Genomic DNA, 16,308 nt, shown 5'->3' with positions numbered 1-16,308 from the left:
ACGCCCTGCTCCTTCGCCTCCGCCAGCAGGCGCTCGGCGAGGTCTTTCTGATTGATGATCTCTCCGGTCACGGGATCAATCATCTCGTCATTAGCGATGACGGCATCGGTCGTGTCAGTCACGGCCATCTCCTTTCGGATCAGGCCGGACCCACACACCGTTTATCTGACAGTCCCTCGAAGAACTATGGCCGCTCGAAGGCAAGATAAGAAGGGGCCGAGGTGTGCTCGACGGGCTGTAGTCCTGCTGCGATAGCTTCGCGCCTCAGTTCTGCTTGCGTGACGACGCGCCAGGCGTGGTGAGCGCGCCGCGTCTCAAGTGGCTCGCTGTCCGCATCGAGCAGGGTCCATTCTATGGTCCACTCGACGTGCTGGTGATCGAGTGGATCGGCTCGGCCGCGAGTGTGCAGGCGGTGAGTGCCGACCTTCACCGTGCCGAAGTCCGTCCAGTCGATCGTGGTGACGTCTTCGGGTGGCTGCACGGAAATGATGAGGCGTCCGCCGGGCTCTAGTCGTGCGGCGGCTGCGTGCCACAGGGCGAGCCGATCCTCGTCGCTCAGGTGGCCAATAGCGTTAAGCATGATTGCCGCGCGCCAAGTATCCGGTAGGTGCGGGAGTGCCGCCGGGAAGGGCAGCGGAACGATCGTGGTGTGCCGAAGCAGGTCGGGATCGCTCGCGACCGTTGTCATGAGTCCCACCCGCATGGCGGCCGACGGCTCGACCGCGTATATGCGGTCGGCGCCTAACTCTCTCAGGGTCGGGGTCTGCGAGCCGATGCCGGAGGCAATGTCGATCGCGCAACTATTCGATAGCGGTGGAAGTAGGTCGCGCAATGCTGTCGTGGTCTCGGGCATCCAGGCGGCGGTCAGCGCGGCATACCACTCGGCATTGGGAGTGTAAGCGTCATCGTTCATGGACCGACTCTACCCACATGGGAACCATTCTCACTAGACCTCGATTGCTTCGAGGGGGTAGCGGCTGGTGATCAATGGTGATAAGTTCGATAGCAAGGACGTGGAAATCGAAATAGATTCGTTTTCTCGTTCAGTTGGTAACGACGACAAAGCTCCGGGCAATGGTGCATACGAAGGGACACAACATGAAGCGTCGGTCAATACTCAAAGGCGCAGCTGCCGCGCTATGTGCGGTATCGCTAGCGGCATGTTCATTGGGCGGGGGTGGCTCGGATACCGGCGGTAGCGTCGGTCCGGGCGACGGCGAAGGCAAAACCCTGACCCTGTGGATCATGGAAGGCACGAACGCCTCCTCTGATGCCTACATCACGAAGCTGACAGAGAAGTTCAAGGAAAAGACCGGGGCCGACCTCAACGTCCAGCTCCAGCCGTGGGCCGGCGCCCACGACAAATTCGTCACCTCCATCGCGGGCGGCACTGCCCCCGATGTCGCCGAGGTAGGCACAACGTGGACCCCCGAGTTCGCAGACCTTGGGGCGCTGGCCGATCTCACCGAACGCGTCGAGGGTGAAAACCTCGACCTCGTCGAAGGGCTCGTGACCGCGGGAACGCTCGACGACAAGCTCTACGGCATGCCGTGGTACGCGGGGATCCGCAGCTTCCTGTACAACAAGGAACTCTTCGAGCAGGCGGGCATCGACAAGGCCCCGACCTCCTGGGCCGAGCTTGATGACGCTATCGCCAAGCTGAAGGAGCTCGACGGCGTCATCCCGTTCCCCATCGCGGGTGGCTCGCAGTACGGGTTCATCCCCTTCATCTGGGGAGCGGGCGGTGAACTGGCCACCGAATCCGATGGCACCTTCACCTCCGCACTCGATTCACCCGAGGCGATCGAAGGCATCAAGTACTACACGGACCTTGCGCTCGAGAAGGGTGCTTCCACCCCGGCTGCGGCGACGTGGAAGGAAACTGACTCGCTCGCTCAGTTCCAGGACGGCAAGATCGGCATGATCATCTCCGGTTCCTGGGTGCCGGCCACGATCAAGCAGGAAAGCCCCGACTTCCTAGAAAAGGTCGGCGCCTTCCCGATTCCCTCCAAGGACGGCGGCATCGCCAAGTCGTTCGTCGGAGGCTCACACCTCGCGATGTTCGAGGACTCCGAGAATAAGGATCTCGCCTGGGAGCTCATCAAGCTCATGTCCACCGGTGAACTCGCCCAGCAGTGGGCCGAAGAGTCCAACTTCTTCCCCGGGGACGCCAAGCTCCTCGACGAATACCTGGGAAGCGATGACGAACTCGTCAAGGTCTTTGCCACCCAAATGAAGGACGGCGGCGACTCGGTTCCCGTCACCCCGAACTGGGGCGCGGTCGAAGGTGAACAGATCATCCCGACGTTGCTGCAGTCGGTCCTGACCGGTAAGGCAAGTGCCGAGGATGCGGCCAAGACCGCGGCCGAGGCCATGAACTCGACCCTGCAACGCAAGTAGTACCCTCCCCATCAAGGAAGGCTCCCATGACTCGGCAACGATGGCTCCCGTGGCTGTTGCTCGCCCCGATGCTCACGGTCTTTGCAGTCCTACTGTTCTGGCCGATCATCCGGGTCGTCAACCTCTCGCTGCAGGACTACGGACTGAAGCAACTGCTGAAGGGCGAGACCAACTACGTCGGACTCGCCAACTACAAGGCGATCCTCGGCGACTCCTTCATCTGGACGACCGTGCTCCCGAATACCGTCGTCTTCGCTCTGGTCTGTGTTGTCTTAACGATGATCCTCGGGACCATCGTTGCCCTGCTCCTGAATAACCTCTCGCCGCTATGGCGGACGGTATGCGCGATGGCGATCATGGTCGCCTGGGCTATCCCGTCCGTCACCGGCACCTACGTCTTCGTCTGGCTGTTCGAACCGCTCAACGGCCTCGTCTCGACCTTCCTATCCCAGGTCGGTCTCATCGACGCCGGATCAATCAACTGGTTCACCGGACGCATCACGTTCTTCATGATCGCGGCGGCCAACGTCGTCTACCACGGCTTCCCCTTCATCGCGATCACCGTCCTTGCCGGACTGATGTCCGTGCCGAAGGAACTCTACGAGGCCGCCGAGATCGATGGCGCGACCTCCTGGCAGCGGTTTTGGCGCATCACCGTGCCGATGCTTAAGCCCGTCTTTGCGGTGTGCGCGATCCTGTCAACCATTTGGGACTTCAAGGTCTTCAATCAGATCTATCTCATGCCGGGCGGCGATGGCGCCAATAAGGACGTCTACAACCTGGGCGTGTGGTCCTACGTCGAGTCCTTTGGCCAAGGCCGCTACGGCTTCGGTGCCGCGATCGCGGTGCTGCTGACGCTGATTCTGCTCGTCATCACCGTGATCTATATGCGCACCCTGTTTAAGGAGGATGACTCGCTGCAATGAGTTCGATTCGCTCCTCCCACCCGATCCGCTCCATCGGCAAGATCGTCGCGATTATTGCGCTGCTCATCTACAGCCTGTTTCCGGCCTACTGGATGATCTCCACCGCGCTCGATACTCGGCCCAATGCCCGCGGCGCACACGTCCTACCCTCCGGGCTAACCTTCGATCACTTCCATACGGTCCTTACCCGCGGCGGGTTCACCACCTTCTTACAAAACTCGATCATCGTGGCCGTTGCGACCGTGCTGATCTCCGGGGCCGTGGCGCTCTTTGCGTCCGTGGCGGTCGCGCGGTTTAACTTCTCGCTGCGCAAATCGATGCTCATCATGATCCTCATCGTCCAGATGATTCCGCTCGAAGCGCTCGTCATCCCGCTGTTCTTGCAGGCCAAAACTCTTGGCATGCTCAATACCTACTACGGGCTAATCCTCGTCTATCTGGCGTTCTCCCTGCCGTTTGCCGTGTGGACGCTGCGCGGCTTCGTCGCGGCCGTGCCCAAGGAACTCGAAGAAGCCGCCTACCTCGATGGCTGTTCCTGGTGGCAGATGTTTTGGCGGGTACTCTTTCCGCTCGTCGCCCCGGGCCTCGTCTCGACCTCGATCTTCGCGTTCATTACCGCGTGGAATGAGTTCATCTTCGCCCTGACCTTCATGTCGGACTCCGCGAAGTACACCGTCGGGGTAGGGCTGCGAACCTTCTTCGGGCAGAACACGAATGACTGGGGTCCGATCATGGCGGCCTCCACCCTCATCACGCTGCCGGTGCTGATCTTCTTCCTCATCATCCAGTCGAAACTGTCCTCCGGACTCATGACGGGAGCGACGAAGGGATGACGAACTGCGATCGCGATATCCTCGGCGTCCTTATGGCCGCCGTGCCACCCGAGCCATGGCCGCGGTGGTTCACGGACGCGCTGGATCGTGGGCTCGGAGCCGTGTGCCTGTTCGCCACGAACACCGTTGGCGGGCTGCGGGAGACCGAGCGCCTCGTCGACCATCTACGCCAACGCCAACCCCACATCATTGTCGCGATCGACGAGGAGGGCGGCGACGTTACGCGGCTGCAGGCCGAAGACGGCTCCGCCTTGCCCAATGCGTGCGCGACCGGGGTGGCGCAGGCGCGCGAGCGCGGGCGATACCTCGGTGACCTGCTGGCCGCCTGCGACATCGACCTCAACCTCGCACCCGTCGTCGACGTGGCAACCGAGGCCGCGAACCCCGCCGTCGGGGTGCGATCCTTCGGTTCCGATCCCGAAACCGTCACCCGGGCGGGGGCCGAAACCATCGCCGGACTCGCCGAGCGCGGCCGAGCAAGCTGCTTGAAACACTTTCCCGGCCACGGCGATACACGCACCGATTCGCACGCCGCGACGCCGCGCGTGCTGGGCGATCGCGAGGCCATTGAGGCCACGCACCTCGCGCCGTTTGCGGCGCTCGCGGGAAGCGCCGACGCCATCATGACGGGGCACATCGAGGTGCCAGCGTTCGGCGAGGGAGTGGCGAGCCTGTCGCCCTGGGCCTACGAGCTCATCCGCTCGCTCGGTTTTGCCGGGCCGATCCTGACCGACGCCCTCGATATGGCGGGCGCGGGGGAGGACCCGGCGCTCACCGAGCGCGGGCTGACGCCAATCGCGAGTCGCGCCTATCGGGCGCTCGTGGCCGGCGCCGACCTGCTCTGCCTGGGCGCGCCGCCGCGCGAACACGAGATCTTCACCCGCGGCTACGAGGCCGTTCAGGCGGCGCTCGCCGACGGCGCGATCGACCGGGCCGGGCTCGCGCAGCGCGCCGCGCGCATCGCGACGCTGCGGCGGCCCGCCACCCGAGCCCGCTTCGATGAGGCAGCCGCGCTCGAATTTGGGACCTCGTGCGTGGTGGCGCATGCCCGGGCCACCGGAGACGTGGTGCGCACCGCCGCATTCGACCTGCTCGACGTACGCAGCCGACCGGCCTATGCGGCAGCGACGACGGCGCCCGCGATCGCCGACTTCGCCGCGAGCCGCGATGCCCGCATCCACCTCGAGCTCGCAGCCGTTCCCGCAGACCGCGACCTCATCATCATCACGCGCAATCCCGCGACCGACGCCGCCGAACGCGACCGGCTCGACGCGGCGCTCGCCGAGCGGAGCGACGCCCTCGTCCTGCACACGGGGCTGGCGGCCGCTGCACCCGAGGCCCGCCACGTCCTTGCCATCCAGGGTGTCTCGCGCGCGCACCTCGCCGCTGCCGATCTCCTGCTGCGCGGGGAGGCAACGTGCGGATCCTAGGCATGATGAGCGGCACAAGCGCCGACGGGATCGACGCGGCCCTGCTCGACTTCACCATCACCGGCACGAGCCTTGCCGCGAGCGTGGGTGCCAGCGAGCTGCGCGCCTATCCGAGCGAGCTGCGCGAGGCGATCGTGCGCGCGCAAGACCCGAGCCGAACCACCGCCAACGACATCGCCGAGCTGCACGCCCGGATCGGCAACGCGCACGCCGATCTCGCGCGGGACATCCTCGCGGTCGCGAGCGCCGACGCCATCTGCCTGCACGGCCAAACCCTGAACCACCTCGTGCGGGAGGGTCGCACGATCGCCTCCCTGCAGGTGGGGGATGCAGCCTGTGTCGCCGCCGCCACCGGCCTGCCCGTCATCCACAACGTGCGCGATAACGACATCGCGCTCGGCGGCGCGGGTGCGCCCTTCGCGCCGCTGCTCGACGTTATGCTCGCCCAGCACCTCGCGCCCGTCGCGCTCGTGAACATCGGCGGCCTCGCGAACCTCACCGCGATCACGAGCGTGGGCGTCACGGCCTTCGATACCGGCCCCGGCAACTGCCTCATCGACGCCTACCTGAGCGCGACGAGCGGCGGACAGCTCAATTTCGACGATGGGGGCGCCATCGCCGCCCGCGGCACCGTGCACGAGGGCGCGCTCGCCGAGCTGCTCGCCGATCCCTACTTCGCGGCCGCGCCGCCGAAGTCCACCGGGCGGGAGTACTTCACGCTTCAGTGGGCCGAGGCCACCCTGGCGCGCGCCGGCCTCACCCCATCCGGCGGCGGCCCCGATCCCGATATCGTCGCGACCCTGACGGCGCTGACCGCGCGCACGATTGCCGAGGCCTGCCTCGCGGCCGGGGCGACGCGCACCTATATCGCGGGCGGGGGAGCGCACAATGCGAGCCTGCTGGCCGCGCTCACCGCAGCGGGCCTCGATATTCGCCCCATGGGCGAGCTTGGCATCAGCGCGGACCTGAAGGAGGCCGTCCTCATGGCCGTCCTCGGCTTCGCGGCGCTAGCCGGCCTGCCGGCCACCGTCACCGACACGGGTGCCACCCGCCCCGCGGTGCCGGGCGCCATTGCGCTCCCACCCACGGCTGACGCGGGCGCGCTCGCCGCGCTGCTTGCTGCCCCGCCCCCGGTCTTTGCGGCCGCCTGGCCCACCCCGCTCATCCTCACCCACCGGAAGGACCCGTCATGACCCCACAGTTCGACTACCTCATCGGCCATGACGTGCCCACTGAACAGCGCAACGAGTCCACCCTCGGCATCGATCGCCTCGCCACCGGCGAGCTCGTGAGCCGCCTCATTGACGCCAACGCCACCATCCACCGCGCCGTCGCCGCCCAATCCGCCCAGCTCAGCGCCGCCGTCGAGGCCGCCCTCATCAGCTGGGTCGCGGGCGGCGTCATCCACTACGCCGGCGCCGGCACCTCCGGGCGTCTCGCCGTCCTGGACGCCGTCGAACTCCTGCCCACCTACGGTGTCGGCGAGGACCGCGTGCGGGCCCACCTCGCGGGCGGGGCGGCCGCGATGATGCACGCCGTCGAGGGCGCCGAAGACGATCGCGCCGCGGGTGAGGAGCTCGGCTCGAGCCTCGTGCCCACCGATCTCATGTTCGGAGTTACCGCCTCGGGCCGCACCCCGTTCGTAGCGGGCGCCCTTTCCGGGGCCCGCTCGCGCGGCGCGACGACGATCCTGCTCGCCTCCAATCCGGCCGCGGAGCTCGCCGCCCTCGCCGATATCGCGATCCTGCCCGACACCGGCCCTGAGGTCATCACCGGCTCCACCCGGATGAACGCCGCGACCGCGCAAAAAATCGTCCTCAACACGTTTTCCACCGCGCTCATGGTTCGCTGCGGCAAAACCTTCGACAACCTCATGATCGACGTGCGCGCCACCAACGAAAAACTGCGCGCCCGCACCGTGCGCATGATCGTCCAGGCCTCGGGCATCAGCCCCGAGGAAGCCCGCACCAACCTCACCGAAGCCGGCGGGCACATCGCCCCCGCACTCGTCATGGCCCTCGCCGGCGTCGACCTCACCGCCGCGAAAGCCGCGCTTGCCGCCTTCCCGCCGGATCCGCATCGCGCGGGGGACCCGTCGGGGATCCGCAGCGCCCTCACCGCGCTAGGTTAGAGACATGAGTACGAGCGACGTTACCTCGGTATTGCGCGGCATGCTGCCCTCGCTACCAACGAAACTGCACCGCGTCGTCACCTTCTACCTCGACAACCCCGCCTCCGCCCCGAAGCTCACGATCAACGAGGTCGCCGCCGCCACCTCCGTCGCGCCCTCCACTCTGACGCGCCTGGCGCGCATGGCGGGCTACGACTCCTTCGGCGCCTTCCGCTCCGCCCTCGCGGCCAACTGGGCGATCCGCTCCTACGCCTCCCGCGAGGACGAGGCCTCCTCGGACATCTCCGCCGACGACGACCTGGCCTCCGTCGTCAAAAAAATCGCCTACCTCGATACGGAATCCGTCGCCTCCACCGCGCGCTCCATCGATCTCGACGTCCTCGCGCGCGTCACCGAACGCCTTGTGAGCGCCCGCCGCATCCTCATCTTCGGCGTCGGCGCCTCCCACATCGTCGCGAGCGATCTGCACCAAAAACTCCTGCGTATCTCGCTGCCCGCGCACAGCCCGGGCGAGATCCACACCGCGCTCACCATGGCCGCGCTGCTGCGCCCCGGCGACCTTGTCATCGGCTTCTCCCACTCGGGTGCGACCCCGGAGGTCCTCGACGTCGCCCACATCGCCCGCGAGCGCGGCTGCGGCGTCCTTGCCGTGACGAACGATCGCTCCTCGGAGCTCGCGCGACTGGCCGACGACGTGCTGTTCACCGCCGCCTACGAGACGTCCTTCCGCGCCGGGGCGACGGGCTCGCGCCTGGCGCAGCTGACGGTCGTCGACTGCCTCTTCATCGCCGCCGCGCAGCAGACCCTCGACGAATCCCAGCGGGCCCTCGAACTCACCTTTGACGCGATTCAGTCGCGCCGACGCAACTCCGCGGCCGCCAAACCCGCGACCCCGTAGAGCGGCTCGCGCGCGGCTACCTCAATCAGCTCGACGCTGCCGATACCGCCGCGCCCAGGGCCTTCGCCGCCGCCGCGCTCGACGCGCTCGATGACCGCGGCACGCAGGGGCGCGCACCGCGTCGCGACGCCACCGGCCCACACGAGGGGGAGCAGCCCCACCACCCCGCGCTCCCGTAGCTCCCGTGCGCACAGCGTAATCCCGCGCGCAATGCGGTCCGAAGCCTGGTGGAGGATCCGCCCCGCAACGCCATCCTCGCCGCCCGTGTCTGCCGCGAGGACCTCGCTCCAGATGCGGGCGAAGCGCCCCCAGCTGGCTGGCGGCAGCGAATCGATGCTCGCAATGAGCGCCTGCGTATCGGCCGCAATCTCGAGCATCGCCAGCAGCCGCGGCGTCAGCTCGGTTGCCTCACCAGTGCCATCCAGGTCCGCCGCAACCGCCCGCAGCACCTGCTGGCCGAGCCACGTCCCGGAGCCCACATCGCCGAGCACCCACCCCAGCCCGTCGGTGCGCCGCACGAGCTGCGAATCGCATATCGCCGCCTGGATCGCACCCGTGCCCGCAAGCGCCAGCACCCCGGTGGTGTGCCCCGCCTCGTTGGCGAGGAACGCCGCCGCAATATCGTCCGTCAGCATCAGCGGGACCGTCCCCGCAGCCGCGCCGTCGCCGCCAGCGCCTCCCGCGCCGCGAGCCAGGACGCTGCGCGCAAGCCCCGCCTCGGCCGCCTCCTGCACCTTCGCCCGGCCCGCCCCGCCGGCACCCGTCACGGCGAGGTAAACCAGCTCCACCGCGGCGGCGTCCTCGCCCGCCAGCAGCGCGTCAATCCCGGCACCGAGCGCCGCAGCAAACTCCGCGGGCGTGATCGCCGAGCGGAGGTTTGCTCCCGGCCCGTCGTGGCGAGCACGGATCGCCCCCGACGCATCGAGCAATGCGAGTTTCATGGAGGTGCCGCCGATATCGCCAATGATCGCGAAAGTCATGTCCTCATCGTATGCCGCGCCCCGGACGCCCCCGCAAAACTGACAGCGTCTTCTGGCCCCCGTCTCAGGCTCTTTTCAGGTTGGGCTTGCAGTATCTAAGTCACCAGGAGCTGATGAATGACATGGACATTGGCTCCGTCGCATGGATAGGCCGTCTGACTGAGGGGAAAGACGACCGGGGCGAGTTCCCGTTTCACTCCGCGGGCTCGCTCAGACTGGTGAAAGGCGCCCCGACCCATCCTCCCGGGTCGGGGCGCCGAACCATGTCCGCGCTCATGACTCGGCGACGGTAACCCTCGTCATCATGAGGACCTCACGAGTATTTCCCTCGCCCGACACGTCAAAATCCACGACGGCTGCGCTCAGCTGGGACAGCGACGTCAGGTGCGTGCCGCCGCAGGGCAGGCTCACTTCTCCTTCGGGCAGCTCGCACACCCACTGCCGCCGCCCCGACAGCGCGGCGCTGTCCGCCTCGACCCTTACCTTGGCGCCCGAGGCGAGCCATTGCGCGAGGTGGCCATTGACGCGCTCCGCAATCGCGGCCGGATCGTCGAAGGCGGCTGGAAGCTCGATCATTCCAATTGTCATCATTTATCCGCTCTACTCCGCAGTTTCAACCATGATTACCGGCTCGGGTCTGGGTGAGATCATCACGAACGCCTTCGCGAACTTCGCGACAAGTGGCACCCTGCCCGTGATCACGTTCCTAACCGCGGGCCTGATCAATGTCTTTGTCCCGGCCGATGGTGGCCATCTGGTACTGCAAGGTCCGATCTTCTACGACCTCGCCAAGAACCTCGGAACCGACCCTGGTCTCATCACGGTGGCGATGGCTCAGGGAGCGAACTGGACGAATCTCCTGCAGCCGTTCTGGGCGCTCCCGCTGCTCGCCATTGCTCGGCTAGGAATTCGCGACATCATGGGCTATTGCCTCATCATCCTGGTCGCCGGAGGAATTGTCGCCTCGTTGCTACTCGGCATTTTGCCGATGATCCTGTAACGAGCCACCCGGTAGGCGCGGTCGAGATAGATCGCGCCTACCATTGAGCTATCCGACCCGATCACTGGGAGACCGAGTGAAGCTGCAAAGGACCATGGCTGACCAGGTTGCTGGCGAGCTGCATGGAGCCATCCTTAGGGGCGAGTACGCAGGTGGGAGCGCGCTCCGGATTAGAGATCTCGCCGAACGATTCTCGACGAGTCCGATGCCGATCCGCGACGCATTGCGACAGCTAGAGGCGCTCGGACTGGTGGAGATTTTGCCGCACCGCGGTGCGCGGGTCCTCGAGCTATCGCTTGCTGACCTACACGCGACCTATGAAGCCCGGGCAGCCTTGGAGTCCGCGGCGATAGAACTAGCTGCTGAGAGAATAACTGAAGACGAGCTGGCTCAAGCAAACAGTTTCCTTCAGCAACACAATGCTGCCGTTGAAGCAGGACAGGTCGACGATGCCCGCGTAGCCCATCGGCAGTTCCACTTTTCTCTTTACACCGGCGCAGGATCAGAGTGGCTGGTGCGGGGAATCGAACCGGCGTGGCAAAACGCTGAACGGTATCTTTTTGCCGCCCCGGATATCGATGTCAACCACGACCAGAGCGCGGTAGAACACGCGGAGATCCTCGCTGCCTGCTCCGAGCACGATTCGAAACGGGCGGCCCACGCGATCCGCAAGCATATTTTGGGCGCACGAGATCGCATTGCGACGCAGTTGCAGGAGAGTCAGATCTTCGTCAAAGCGCGCTGGCAGAACTAGGCTTTCGCCGGCGAACTAAAACTCAACCCTAAGACCTTCAAGGAGTTCGATCGTGCGGGACTTGATCTCGTCGCGGATCGGGCGGACGGCCTCGACACTCTGCCTTGCGGGATCGTCGAGCTTCCAGTCTTCGTAGCGTTTTCCGGGGAAGAACGGGCACGTGTCGCCGCACCCCATGGTGATGACGACATCCGAGAGTTGGACGGCATCGGTGGTGAGTATCTTCGGCTGCTCGGCAGAAATAGCGATCCCGACCTCGGCCATGGCTTCGCGCACGGCCGGGTTGATCTCCATCGCCGGGGCAGAACCGGCCGACCGGACCTCCCCCTGGCCGCCGGACAGGTGAGTGGCGTAGGCCGCTGCCATTTGGGAACGCCCGGCATTGTGGACGCACACGAAAAGAACCGATGGCTTCTCCATAGTTCAAGGCTACGGCCAGAGTTTGAAGGACAACACCAAAAAGCGTAGGGTGATGACTAGAGAGAACGGAGGGCACACGTGGGTGCCGGGCACGATCACGGGCATGGAGCTAACGAGGCAGCTCAATCAAAGGGCTTGCGCATTCGGCTGGCGATCGCGTTTGCGATCACGTTCTCGATCGTCATCATCCAAGCGGTCGGCGCATGGATCACGGGATCGCTCGCACTCCTCACCGATACCGCTCACGCCATCACCGATGCGTCCGGTCTGCTCGTCGCGCTGATCGCCGCTCACCTCATGCATCGCCCGGCCGACTCTCGCCGCACCTGGGGCTTCCGACGGATCGAGGTCATCGCCGCGCTCGGACAGGCAACGCTCCTGCTCGTTGTCGGCACCTACGCCGCTATCGAGGGTGTACGGCGACTCTTCCATCCACCCGAAGTCCCCGCGAATGAACTGCTCATCATCGGTATCCTTGGCCTCGTCGCGAACCTGTGCGCCATCGGAGTGCTCGCCTCATCGCGGGGTGCGAACTTCAACATGCGGGCAGCGTTCCTCGAAGTCTTGAACGATGCGTTGGGCTCACTCGGAATCATCGTGGCCGCAATCCTGATCGCCACGACCGGGTTCTACCGGGCGGATGCGCTCGCGGCGCTGCTCATCGCCCTGCTGATCGTGCCGCGAGCCCTGCGCCTGATCCGAGAGACCCTCGCGGTCCTCATGGAATTCACACCCGAGGGCCTGGACCTGGATGAGGTGCGCCGCCACATCGAAGACCTGGAGCACGTGCTGGAGGTCCATGACATGCACGCCTCGACCGTTGCGACCGGGCTCCCGCGGCTCACCGCTCACATCGTGCTGAGCGAAGAGTGCTTCACAGACGGGCACGCGGCTGAAATCCTGCTCCAGGTACGCACGTGCGTGGCCGAGCACTTCGACGTCTCGATTAAACACTCGACGTTCCAGCTCGAGCCCCCCGCCATCGCTGCGCACGACCGCTGCGAAGTCGATCCGGCGGGCTGAGAATAGACAGGAACCTATACAGCGAGTTTCAGGTTGTTTTCAGGTTCGGGCAGCAAAGTAATAGTCATCGAGCAAGAGATGAAGACATGGCATCGATTGCTCCGTATGGATAGGCCGTCTGACTGAGGGGAAAGACGACCGACTGGTGATAGGCGCCCCGACCCTATCTCCCTGGGTCGGGGCGCCGAGCTGTCTCCGCCGGTAGGTTCCTGACATGCAGATCGACATCTGACAGGCAACGCTCGACGACATCGCCGTGATCGACGGCAGGTGCGTCTGCATCAACCAGGTAGCCACCTCGAGTCAGATCTCGTCCTGTGGAAGCTCTACGTGCTTCCGGAGTTTCAGCGTGCCGGGGTCGGTCAACGATTGATGGAGGCGACCCCTGGGGAGGCTTGGACGCCGTCTGGCTGCGATACCGCGAATAGTCCACGGCGAAACTCGCAGGCGCTTGTGTACTCGGCTTCAGGCTTTGCCCAGCTTCGGCCTGCAAAGTATTAGACATAGCCGGAAGCGATGAGATATGGCATCGCTTCCGCCGCATGGATAGGCCGTCGGACTGAGGGGAAAGACGAGCCGCAACTGGTGAGATGCCCCGATCCATCCTCCCTTGGGTCGGGGCGTCGCCATGTCTAGGCGACGATGTCGCGCCAACGGTGCGGGAGTTTGCCGCAGGAGCGCAGGGTCGAGCGGTAGCGGTGCCGGGCCGCGATATTGCGGCGCATCTCGTCGGCGATCCGGCCAAGGAAGAGCGAGCGGTACATGCTGTCCGACAGCGTGGAGGCGGCAAACGAGATCCCGGAGAACAGCGCGAGTATCAAGCACACCCGGAACATCGCGGCATCGAGCGGAAGGTTGACCCCCACCCATTGCATGGCCCGCGGATCCTTGCCAGTCCAGGTTTTTATCAACTGCGGGGTGAGGGCGATCTTGCCGAAGATCGTGAAGATCGCGAAGGTCGCGACGATGAAGATCGCCGCCTGCGCAAGCTGGACCGCGGCGGCCACGACCGTAAGGTTGATCCACTCGCCGATGGAGAATTTCGAGCGTGACGGCTCCACGCCGCAAAATGGGGTGGCCTGAAGGAGATGTTCGCTATCGTCCTCGGTGTCCTGCTCATCGAGCATGTCGATGACAGCTGGCACGATGATGACGATCAGCATGATGAGCAGGAACGTGCACAGCCACACCATTTGACGGTGGTTCATGTTGGCCGACAGCTGCCAGAGCTCGGTGGTGAAGAAAACCAGCAGGACGGTTAGGAGCAGCAGGGGCAGGATGCGGGCGACCGCGGGGATCGCGGCGGTGAGCTCGCGTAGGGAGCGCCTGCCAGCCCACGTGAGGATCCGGTCGAGCTCCACAAAGCTCAAGACCGCCGCGAGGACGAGCAAGCCGAGCCGTTCGAAGAAACCTAGGTGTAACAGGCCCGTGGTCTCGACGAAACTCGAGGCGATCGAGAACCCCGCAACCCACAAGAAGATCACCACCAGCCCGACGATCACGCGCGTACGGACGCTAAAGCGCCGCTGAATGCGTGCGTAGCCGAGCCCGACCGGGATCGCGATCACTGCGATCGGGAGGCTGATGAGCATCGCGTTCACGATGCCGGGATAGCTCTGGGGTTCCTCCAGGTCAATCGTCTGCTCTGCCGCGATCGCGGCATCGGCGACGAGGAGCGAGGTCGCGAAGAACGCGGACGTCAGCAACAGCGGGACGGTGCGGGTGATGGGGCCGACGAGGCGGCGGCGGGGCGGGACGACGAGGGGAAGCCCATTGGTGCGGAGCCAAGCCTCCTCATTGGCCAGTAGCTGTACTGACGATGCGGCCACCCTGCGTCCTTCCGGCCCGATCCGAATTGTGAGTCTCATTCTCGCACGCGGCCCGGGACGACAAGGGGCGTAACCTAGCCGCGTGAGTCTTTGGCGGGAGAAACAGCGCAGCCGCGCTGCACTGATCCCTCCCTGGATGCTCGCCGCCGCCGCGATGTTCTCTGTCCAACTCTCTGGCGCGTTCGCGGTCGGGCTGATCGACGAAGTGGGAACCCACGGTGCGGCCTGGCTCCTCGTCACCGCGCTCGCGTTCACGATCCCAATCGACGCGATTGCTTTCGTACCGATCGGGCTACCGCAGGCCCTGCCGCACATCTCGGCACCGATCATCGCGACCGCATTCGGGCTTGCGCTACTGATGCCCGTCATCCCGCTCGTCCTGGAGATCGTGGCACTGCGCGGCATGGGTCCCGCCACCTTCGGCACGCTCATGGCACTCGAACCCGCGATGGGGGTCGTGATCGGCGCGATCGTACTCGCCCAGATCCCGCTACCGATCCAGATCCTTGGCATTATCCTCGTCGTCGCCGCCGGAATCGGCTCCGAACGCTTCGCCGCCCGCGATGTCTCGCCGGAGACGCTTTGGCCCGAGACGGATTAGGTCAGCAGCGCACGCACCTTCGCGTCCGTCGCCTTACCGGAGATGACCGTGCCCTTTTCAAACAGCTCGATTACCCGCGGGTTGATATAGGAATCGCGCGCGATCGCGGGCGTATTGTGCAGCCACTCGGCCGTCGTCTTGATCGCCGCCGTCACGGCCTCGGGGGAGGTATCGCCTGCCTTGGCCGCGCGGGAGAGGGCTTGCGCCGCGACGACGGTGCCCTGCCAGGTGCGAAAATCCTTCGCCGTGAAATGCCCGCCCGAGGCCTCTGCCAAATAGGCGTTGATATCCGCTGCGCTCACCCCGTGCCAGGTTCGGCGTCGGCCCTGCTGCTCCGGCCAACACACCGCCGGAGCTGAGCGCGGGGTCTTGGGTCGCGAGTCAAAGAACTTCGCGAGAGCCGCATCCTTCACTCGCACATCCCATTCGCCGCCCGACTTGCCCCGAAACGTCAGGTGCACGATCGACTTGGTCACCTCGACGTGGCGGCGTTGCAAGGTCGAGGCGCCAAAGGACTCGTTCTCTTTCGCGTATTGGCTGCCGCCGACCCGCAGCCCCATCGTGTCGATCATCCGCACGGCCGCAGCGAGCGCCCGGGCGCGCTCATCGCTGCCTTTCAGATCCTTCGTCACGCGGCGTCGAACCGCGGGCAGTGCGTCGGCGAAGGCGAGGGATCGGATGAACTTTTCATCGTCTTGCTGGGCGCGCCACTCGGGATGGTAGATGTATTGGAGCCGGCCTGCGTCGTCGACGCCGGTCGCTTGGATATGGTCATCGGCGCTCGCGGCGATCCACACGTCGTCCCAGGCCGGGGGAATGACGAGGTCTTTGATGCGCTGCAGCTGCTTGTTGTTGGTCACGCGCTTGCCGTTCGCGCCCCAGTAGGTGAACCCCTTACCGGCGCGACGGCGCGTGAAACCGCCCGAGCCCTGCTCAACTCGTCGTACCGTCATGCGCGTTGCTCCATAGACGCCAGCATGACAGCGCGCGGCCCGATGCGCGCGCCCAGGGAACGACACGCCACCGCAGATCATTGATGCGGCAATATCTTGATGTTAAGGTATACGGCACAAAGCTCGACCA

18 protein-coding genes are annotated in these 16,308 nt (G+C 65.4%); 12 read left to right on the top strand and 6 right to left on the bottom strand.

Going from position 1 to position 16,308, the window contains the following annotated elements; genetic code table 11:
* Window positions 1–184: 184 nt before the first annotated feature.
* The gene (locus MUN85_RS11665; protein WP_250506852.1) at window positions 185–913 is read right to left on the bottom strand and encodes a class I SAM-dependent methyltransferase; all 729 of its coding nucleotides are present in this window, start codon (window positions 911–913) and stop codon (window positions 185–187) included.
* 332 nt (window positions 914–1,245) lie between these two features.
* On the opposite strand from MUN85_RS11665, the gene MUN85_RS11660 reads away from it, so the two are divergent.
* From MUN85_RS11660 to MUN85_RS11630, 7 genes are read left to right on the top strand one after another with little or no spacing between them, the layout of a single operon-like run.
* Window positions 1,246–2,400: a sugar ABC transporter substrate-binding protein gene (locus MUN85_RS11660; RefSeq protein WP_250506851.1), complete on the top strand. Its 1,155-nt coding sequence runs from the start codon at window positions 1,246–1,248 to the stop codon at window positions 2,398–2,400.
* Between the two features lie 26 nt (window positions 2,401–2,426).
* On the top strand, window positions 2,427–3,326 hold the full coding sequence (locus MUN85_RS11655) for a carbohydrate ABC transporter permease (protein WP_250506850.1): 900 nt from the start codon (window positions 2,427–2,429) through the stop codon (window positions 3,324–3,326).
* Window positions 3,323–4,159: a carbohydrate ABC transporter permease gene (locus MUN85_RS11650; protein ID WP_250506849.1), complete on the top strand. Its 837-nt coding sequence runs from the start codon at window positions 3,323–3,325 to the stop codon at window positions 4,157–4,159. The genes MUN85_RS11655 and MUN85_RS11650 overlap by 4 nt, the downstream gene beginning before the upstream one ends.
* Window positions 4,156–5,589 (top strand): glycoside hydrolase family 3 N-terminal domain-containing protein, encoded by a 1,434-nt coding sequence (locus MUN85_RS11645; RefSeq protein WP_250506848.1) that lies wholly within the window; start codon window positions 4,156–4,158, stop codon window positions 5,587–5,589. Before MUN85_RS11650 ends, MUN85_RS11645 begins: the two co-directional genes overlap by 4 nt.
* 5 nt (window positions 5,590–5,594) lie before the next feature.
* Window positions 5,595–6,782 (top strand): anhydro-N-acetylmuramic acid kinase, encoded by a 1,188-nt coding sequence (locus MUN85_RS11640; protein WP_250506847.1) that lies wholly within the window; start codon window positions 5,595–5,597, stop codon window positions 6,780–6,782.
* On the top strand, window positions 6,779–7,720 hold the full coding sequence (locus tag MUN85_RS11635; protein ID WP_250506846.1) for an N-acetylmuramic acid 6-phosphate etherase: 942 nt from the start codon (window positions 6,779–6,781) through the stop codon (window positions 7,718–7,720). Before MUN85_RS11640 ends, MUN85_RS11635 begins: the two co-directional genes overlap by 4 nt.
* A 4-nt stretch (window positions 7,721–7,724) precedes the next feature.
* On the top strand, window positions 7,725–8,618 hold the full coding sequence (locus MUN85_RS11630; RefSeq protein ID WP_250506845.1) for a MurR/RpiR family transcriptional regulator: 894 nt from the start codon (window positions 7,725–7,727) through the stop codon (window positions 8,616–8,618).
* Here MUN85_RS11630 and MUN85_RS11625 read toward each other — a convergent pair.
* Together MUN85_RS11625 and MUN85_RS11620 are read right to left on the bottom strand one after the other, a co-directional pair.
* Window positions 8,570–9,598 carry a BadF/BadG/BcrA/BcrD ATPase family protein gene (locus MUN85_RS11625; RefSeq protein ID WP_250506844.1) on the bottom strand — a complete coding sequence of 343 codons (1,029 nt, stop codon included), beginning with the start codon at window positions 9,596–9,598 and terminating at the stop codon, window positions 8,570–8,572. The genes MUN85_RS11630 and MUN85_RS11625 overlap by 49 nt on opposite strands.
* 273 nt (window positions 9,599–9,871) lie before the next feature.
* A complete protein-coding gene (locus MUN85_RS11620; RefSeq protein ID WP_250506856.1) occupies window positions 9,872–10,189 on the bottom strand; it encodes a hypothetical protein in 318 nt (105 codons plus the stop codon).
* Here MUN85_RS11620 and MUN85_RS11615 point away from each other — a divergent pair.
* Together MUN85_RS11615 and MUN85_RS11610 are read left to right on the top strand one after the other, a co-directional pair.
* Window positions 10,083–10,598, top strand: coding sequence for a TIGR00366 family protein (locus MUN85_RS11615; RefSeq protein ID WP_250506855.1), 516 nt, complete (start codon window positions 10,083–10,085; stop codon window positions 10,596–10,598). The two genes, MUN85_RS11620 and MUN85_RS11615, sit on opposite strands and share 107 nt — an antisense overlap.
* A gap of 94 nt (window positions 10,599–10,692) precedes the next feature.
* Complete coding sequence (locus MUN85_RS11610) at window positions 10,693–11,352, top strand: GntR family transcriptional regulator (protein WP_250506843.1); 660 nt, start codon at window positions 10,693–10,695, stop codon at window positions 11,350–11,352.
* 15 nt (window positions 11,353–11,367) lie between these two features.
* Here the strand turns inward: MUN85_RS11610 and MUN85_RS11605 are convergent, their stop codons facing one another.
* On the bottom strand, window positions 11,368–11,772 hold the full coding sequence (locus tag MUN85_RS11605) for an arsenate reductase ArsC (RefSeq protein ID WP_250506842.1): 405 nt from the start codon (window positions 11,770–11,772) through the stop codon (window positions 11,368–11,370).
* A 78-nt stretch (window positions 11,773–11,850) separates the two neighbouring features.
* On the opposite strand from MUN85_RS11605, the gene MUN85_RS11600 reads away from it, so the two are divergent.
* On the top strand, window positions 11,851–12,795 hold the full coding sequence (locus MUN85_RS11600) for a cation diffusion facilitator family transporter (protein WP_250506841.1): 945 nt from the start codon (window positions 11,851–11,853) through the stop codon (window positions 12,793–12,795).
* Window positions 12,796–13,065: 270 nt separating this feature from the next.
* Entirely contained in the window at window positions 13,066–13,296 is a 231-nt protein-coding gene (locus MUN85_RS13085; protein ID WP_431603562.1) for a GNAT family N-acetyltransferase, read from the top strand.
* Window positions 13,297–13,427: 131 nt separating this feature from the next.
* On the opposite strand, the gene MUN85_RS11595 is transcribed toward MUN85_RS13085, so the two are convergent.
* On the bottom strand, window positions 13,428–14,624 hold the full coding sequence (locus MUN85_RS11595) for a hypothetical protein (RefSeq protein WP_250506840.1): 1,197 nt from the start codon (window positions 14,622–14,624) through the stop codon (window positions 13,428–13,430).
* An 82-nt stretch (window positions 14,625–14,706) separates the two neighbouring features.
* On the opposite strand from MUN85_RS11595, the gene MUN85_RS11590 reads away from it, so the two are divergent.
* Entirely contained in the window at window positions 14,707–15,225 is a 519-nt protein-coding gene (locus MUN85_RS11590; RefSeq protein WP_250506839.1) for a DMT family transporter, read from the top strand.
* On the opposite strand, the gene MUN85_RS11585 is transcribed toward MUN85_RS11590, so the two are convergent.
* Window positions 15,222–16,178, bottom strand: coding sequence for a DNA topoisomerase IB (locus tag MUN85_RS11585; RefSeq protein ID WP_250506838.1), 957 nt, complete (start codon window positions 16,176–16,178; stop codon window positions 15,222–15,224). The genes MUN85_RS11590 and MUN85_RS11585 overlap by 4 nt on opposite strands.
* Window positions 16,179–16,308: the final 130 nt, after the last annotated feature.

It is taken from the genome of Bowdeniella massiliensis, from assembly GCF_023634005.1.
Lineage (GTDB): Bacteria > Actinomycetota > Actinomycetes > Actinomycetales > Actinomycetaceae > Bowdeniella > Bowdeniella massiliensis.
The sequence above is the reverse complement of the archived record's forward strand: the minus strand, read 5'-3'. Positions and strand labels throughout refer to the sequence as shown.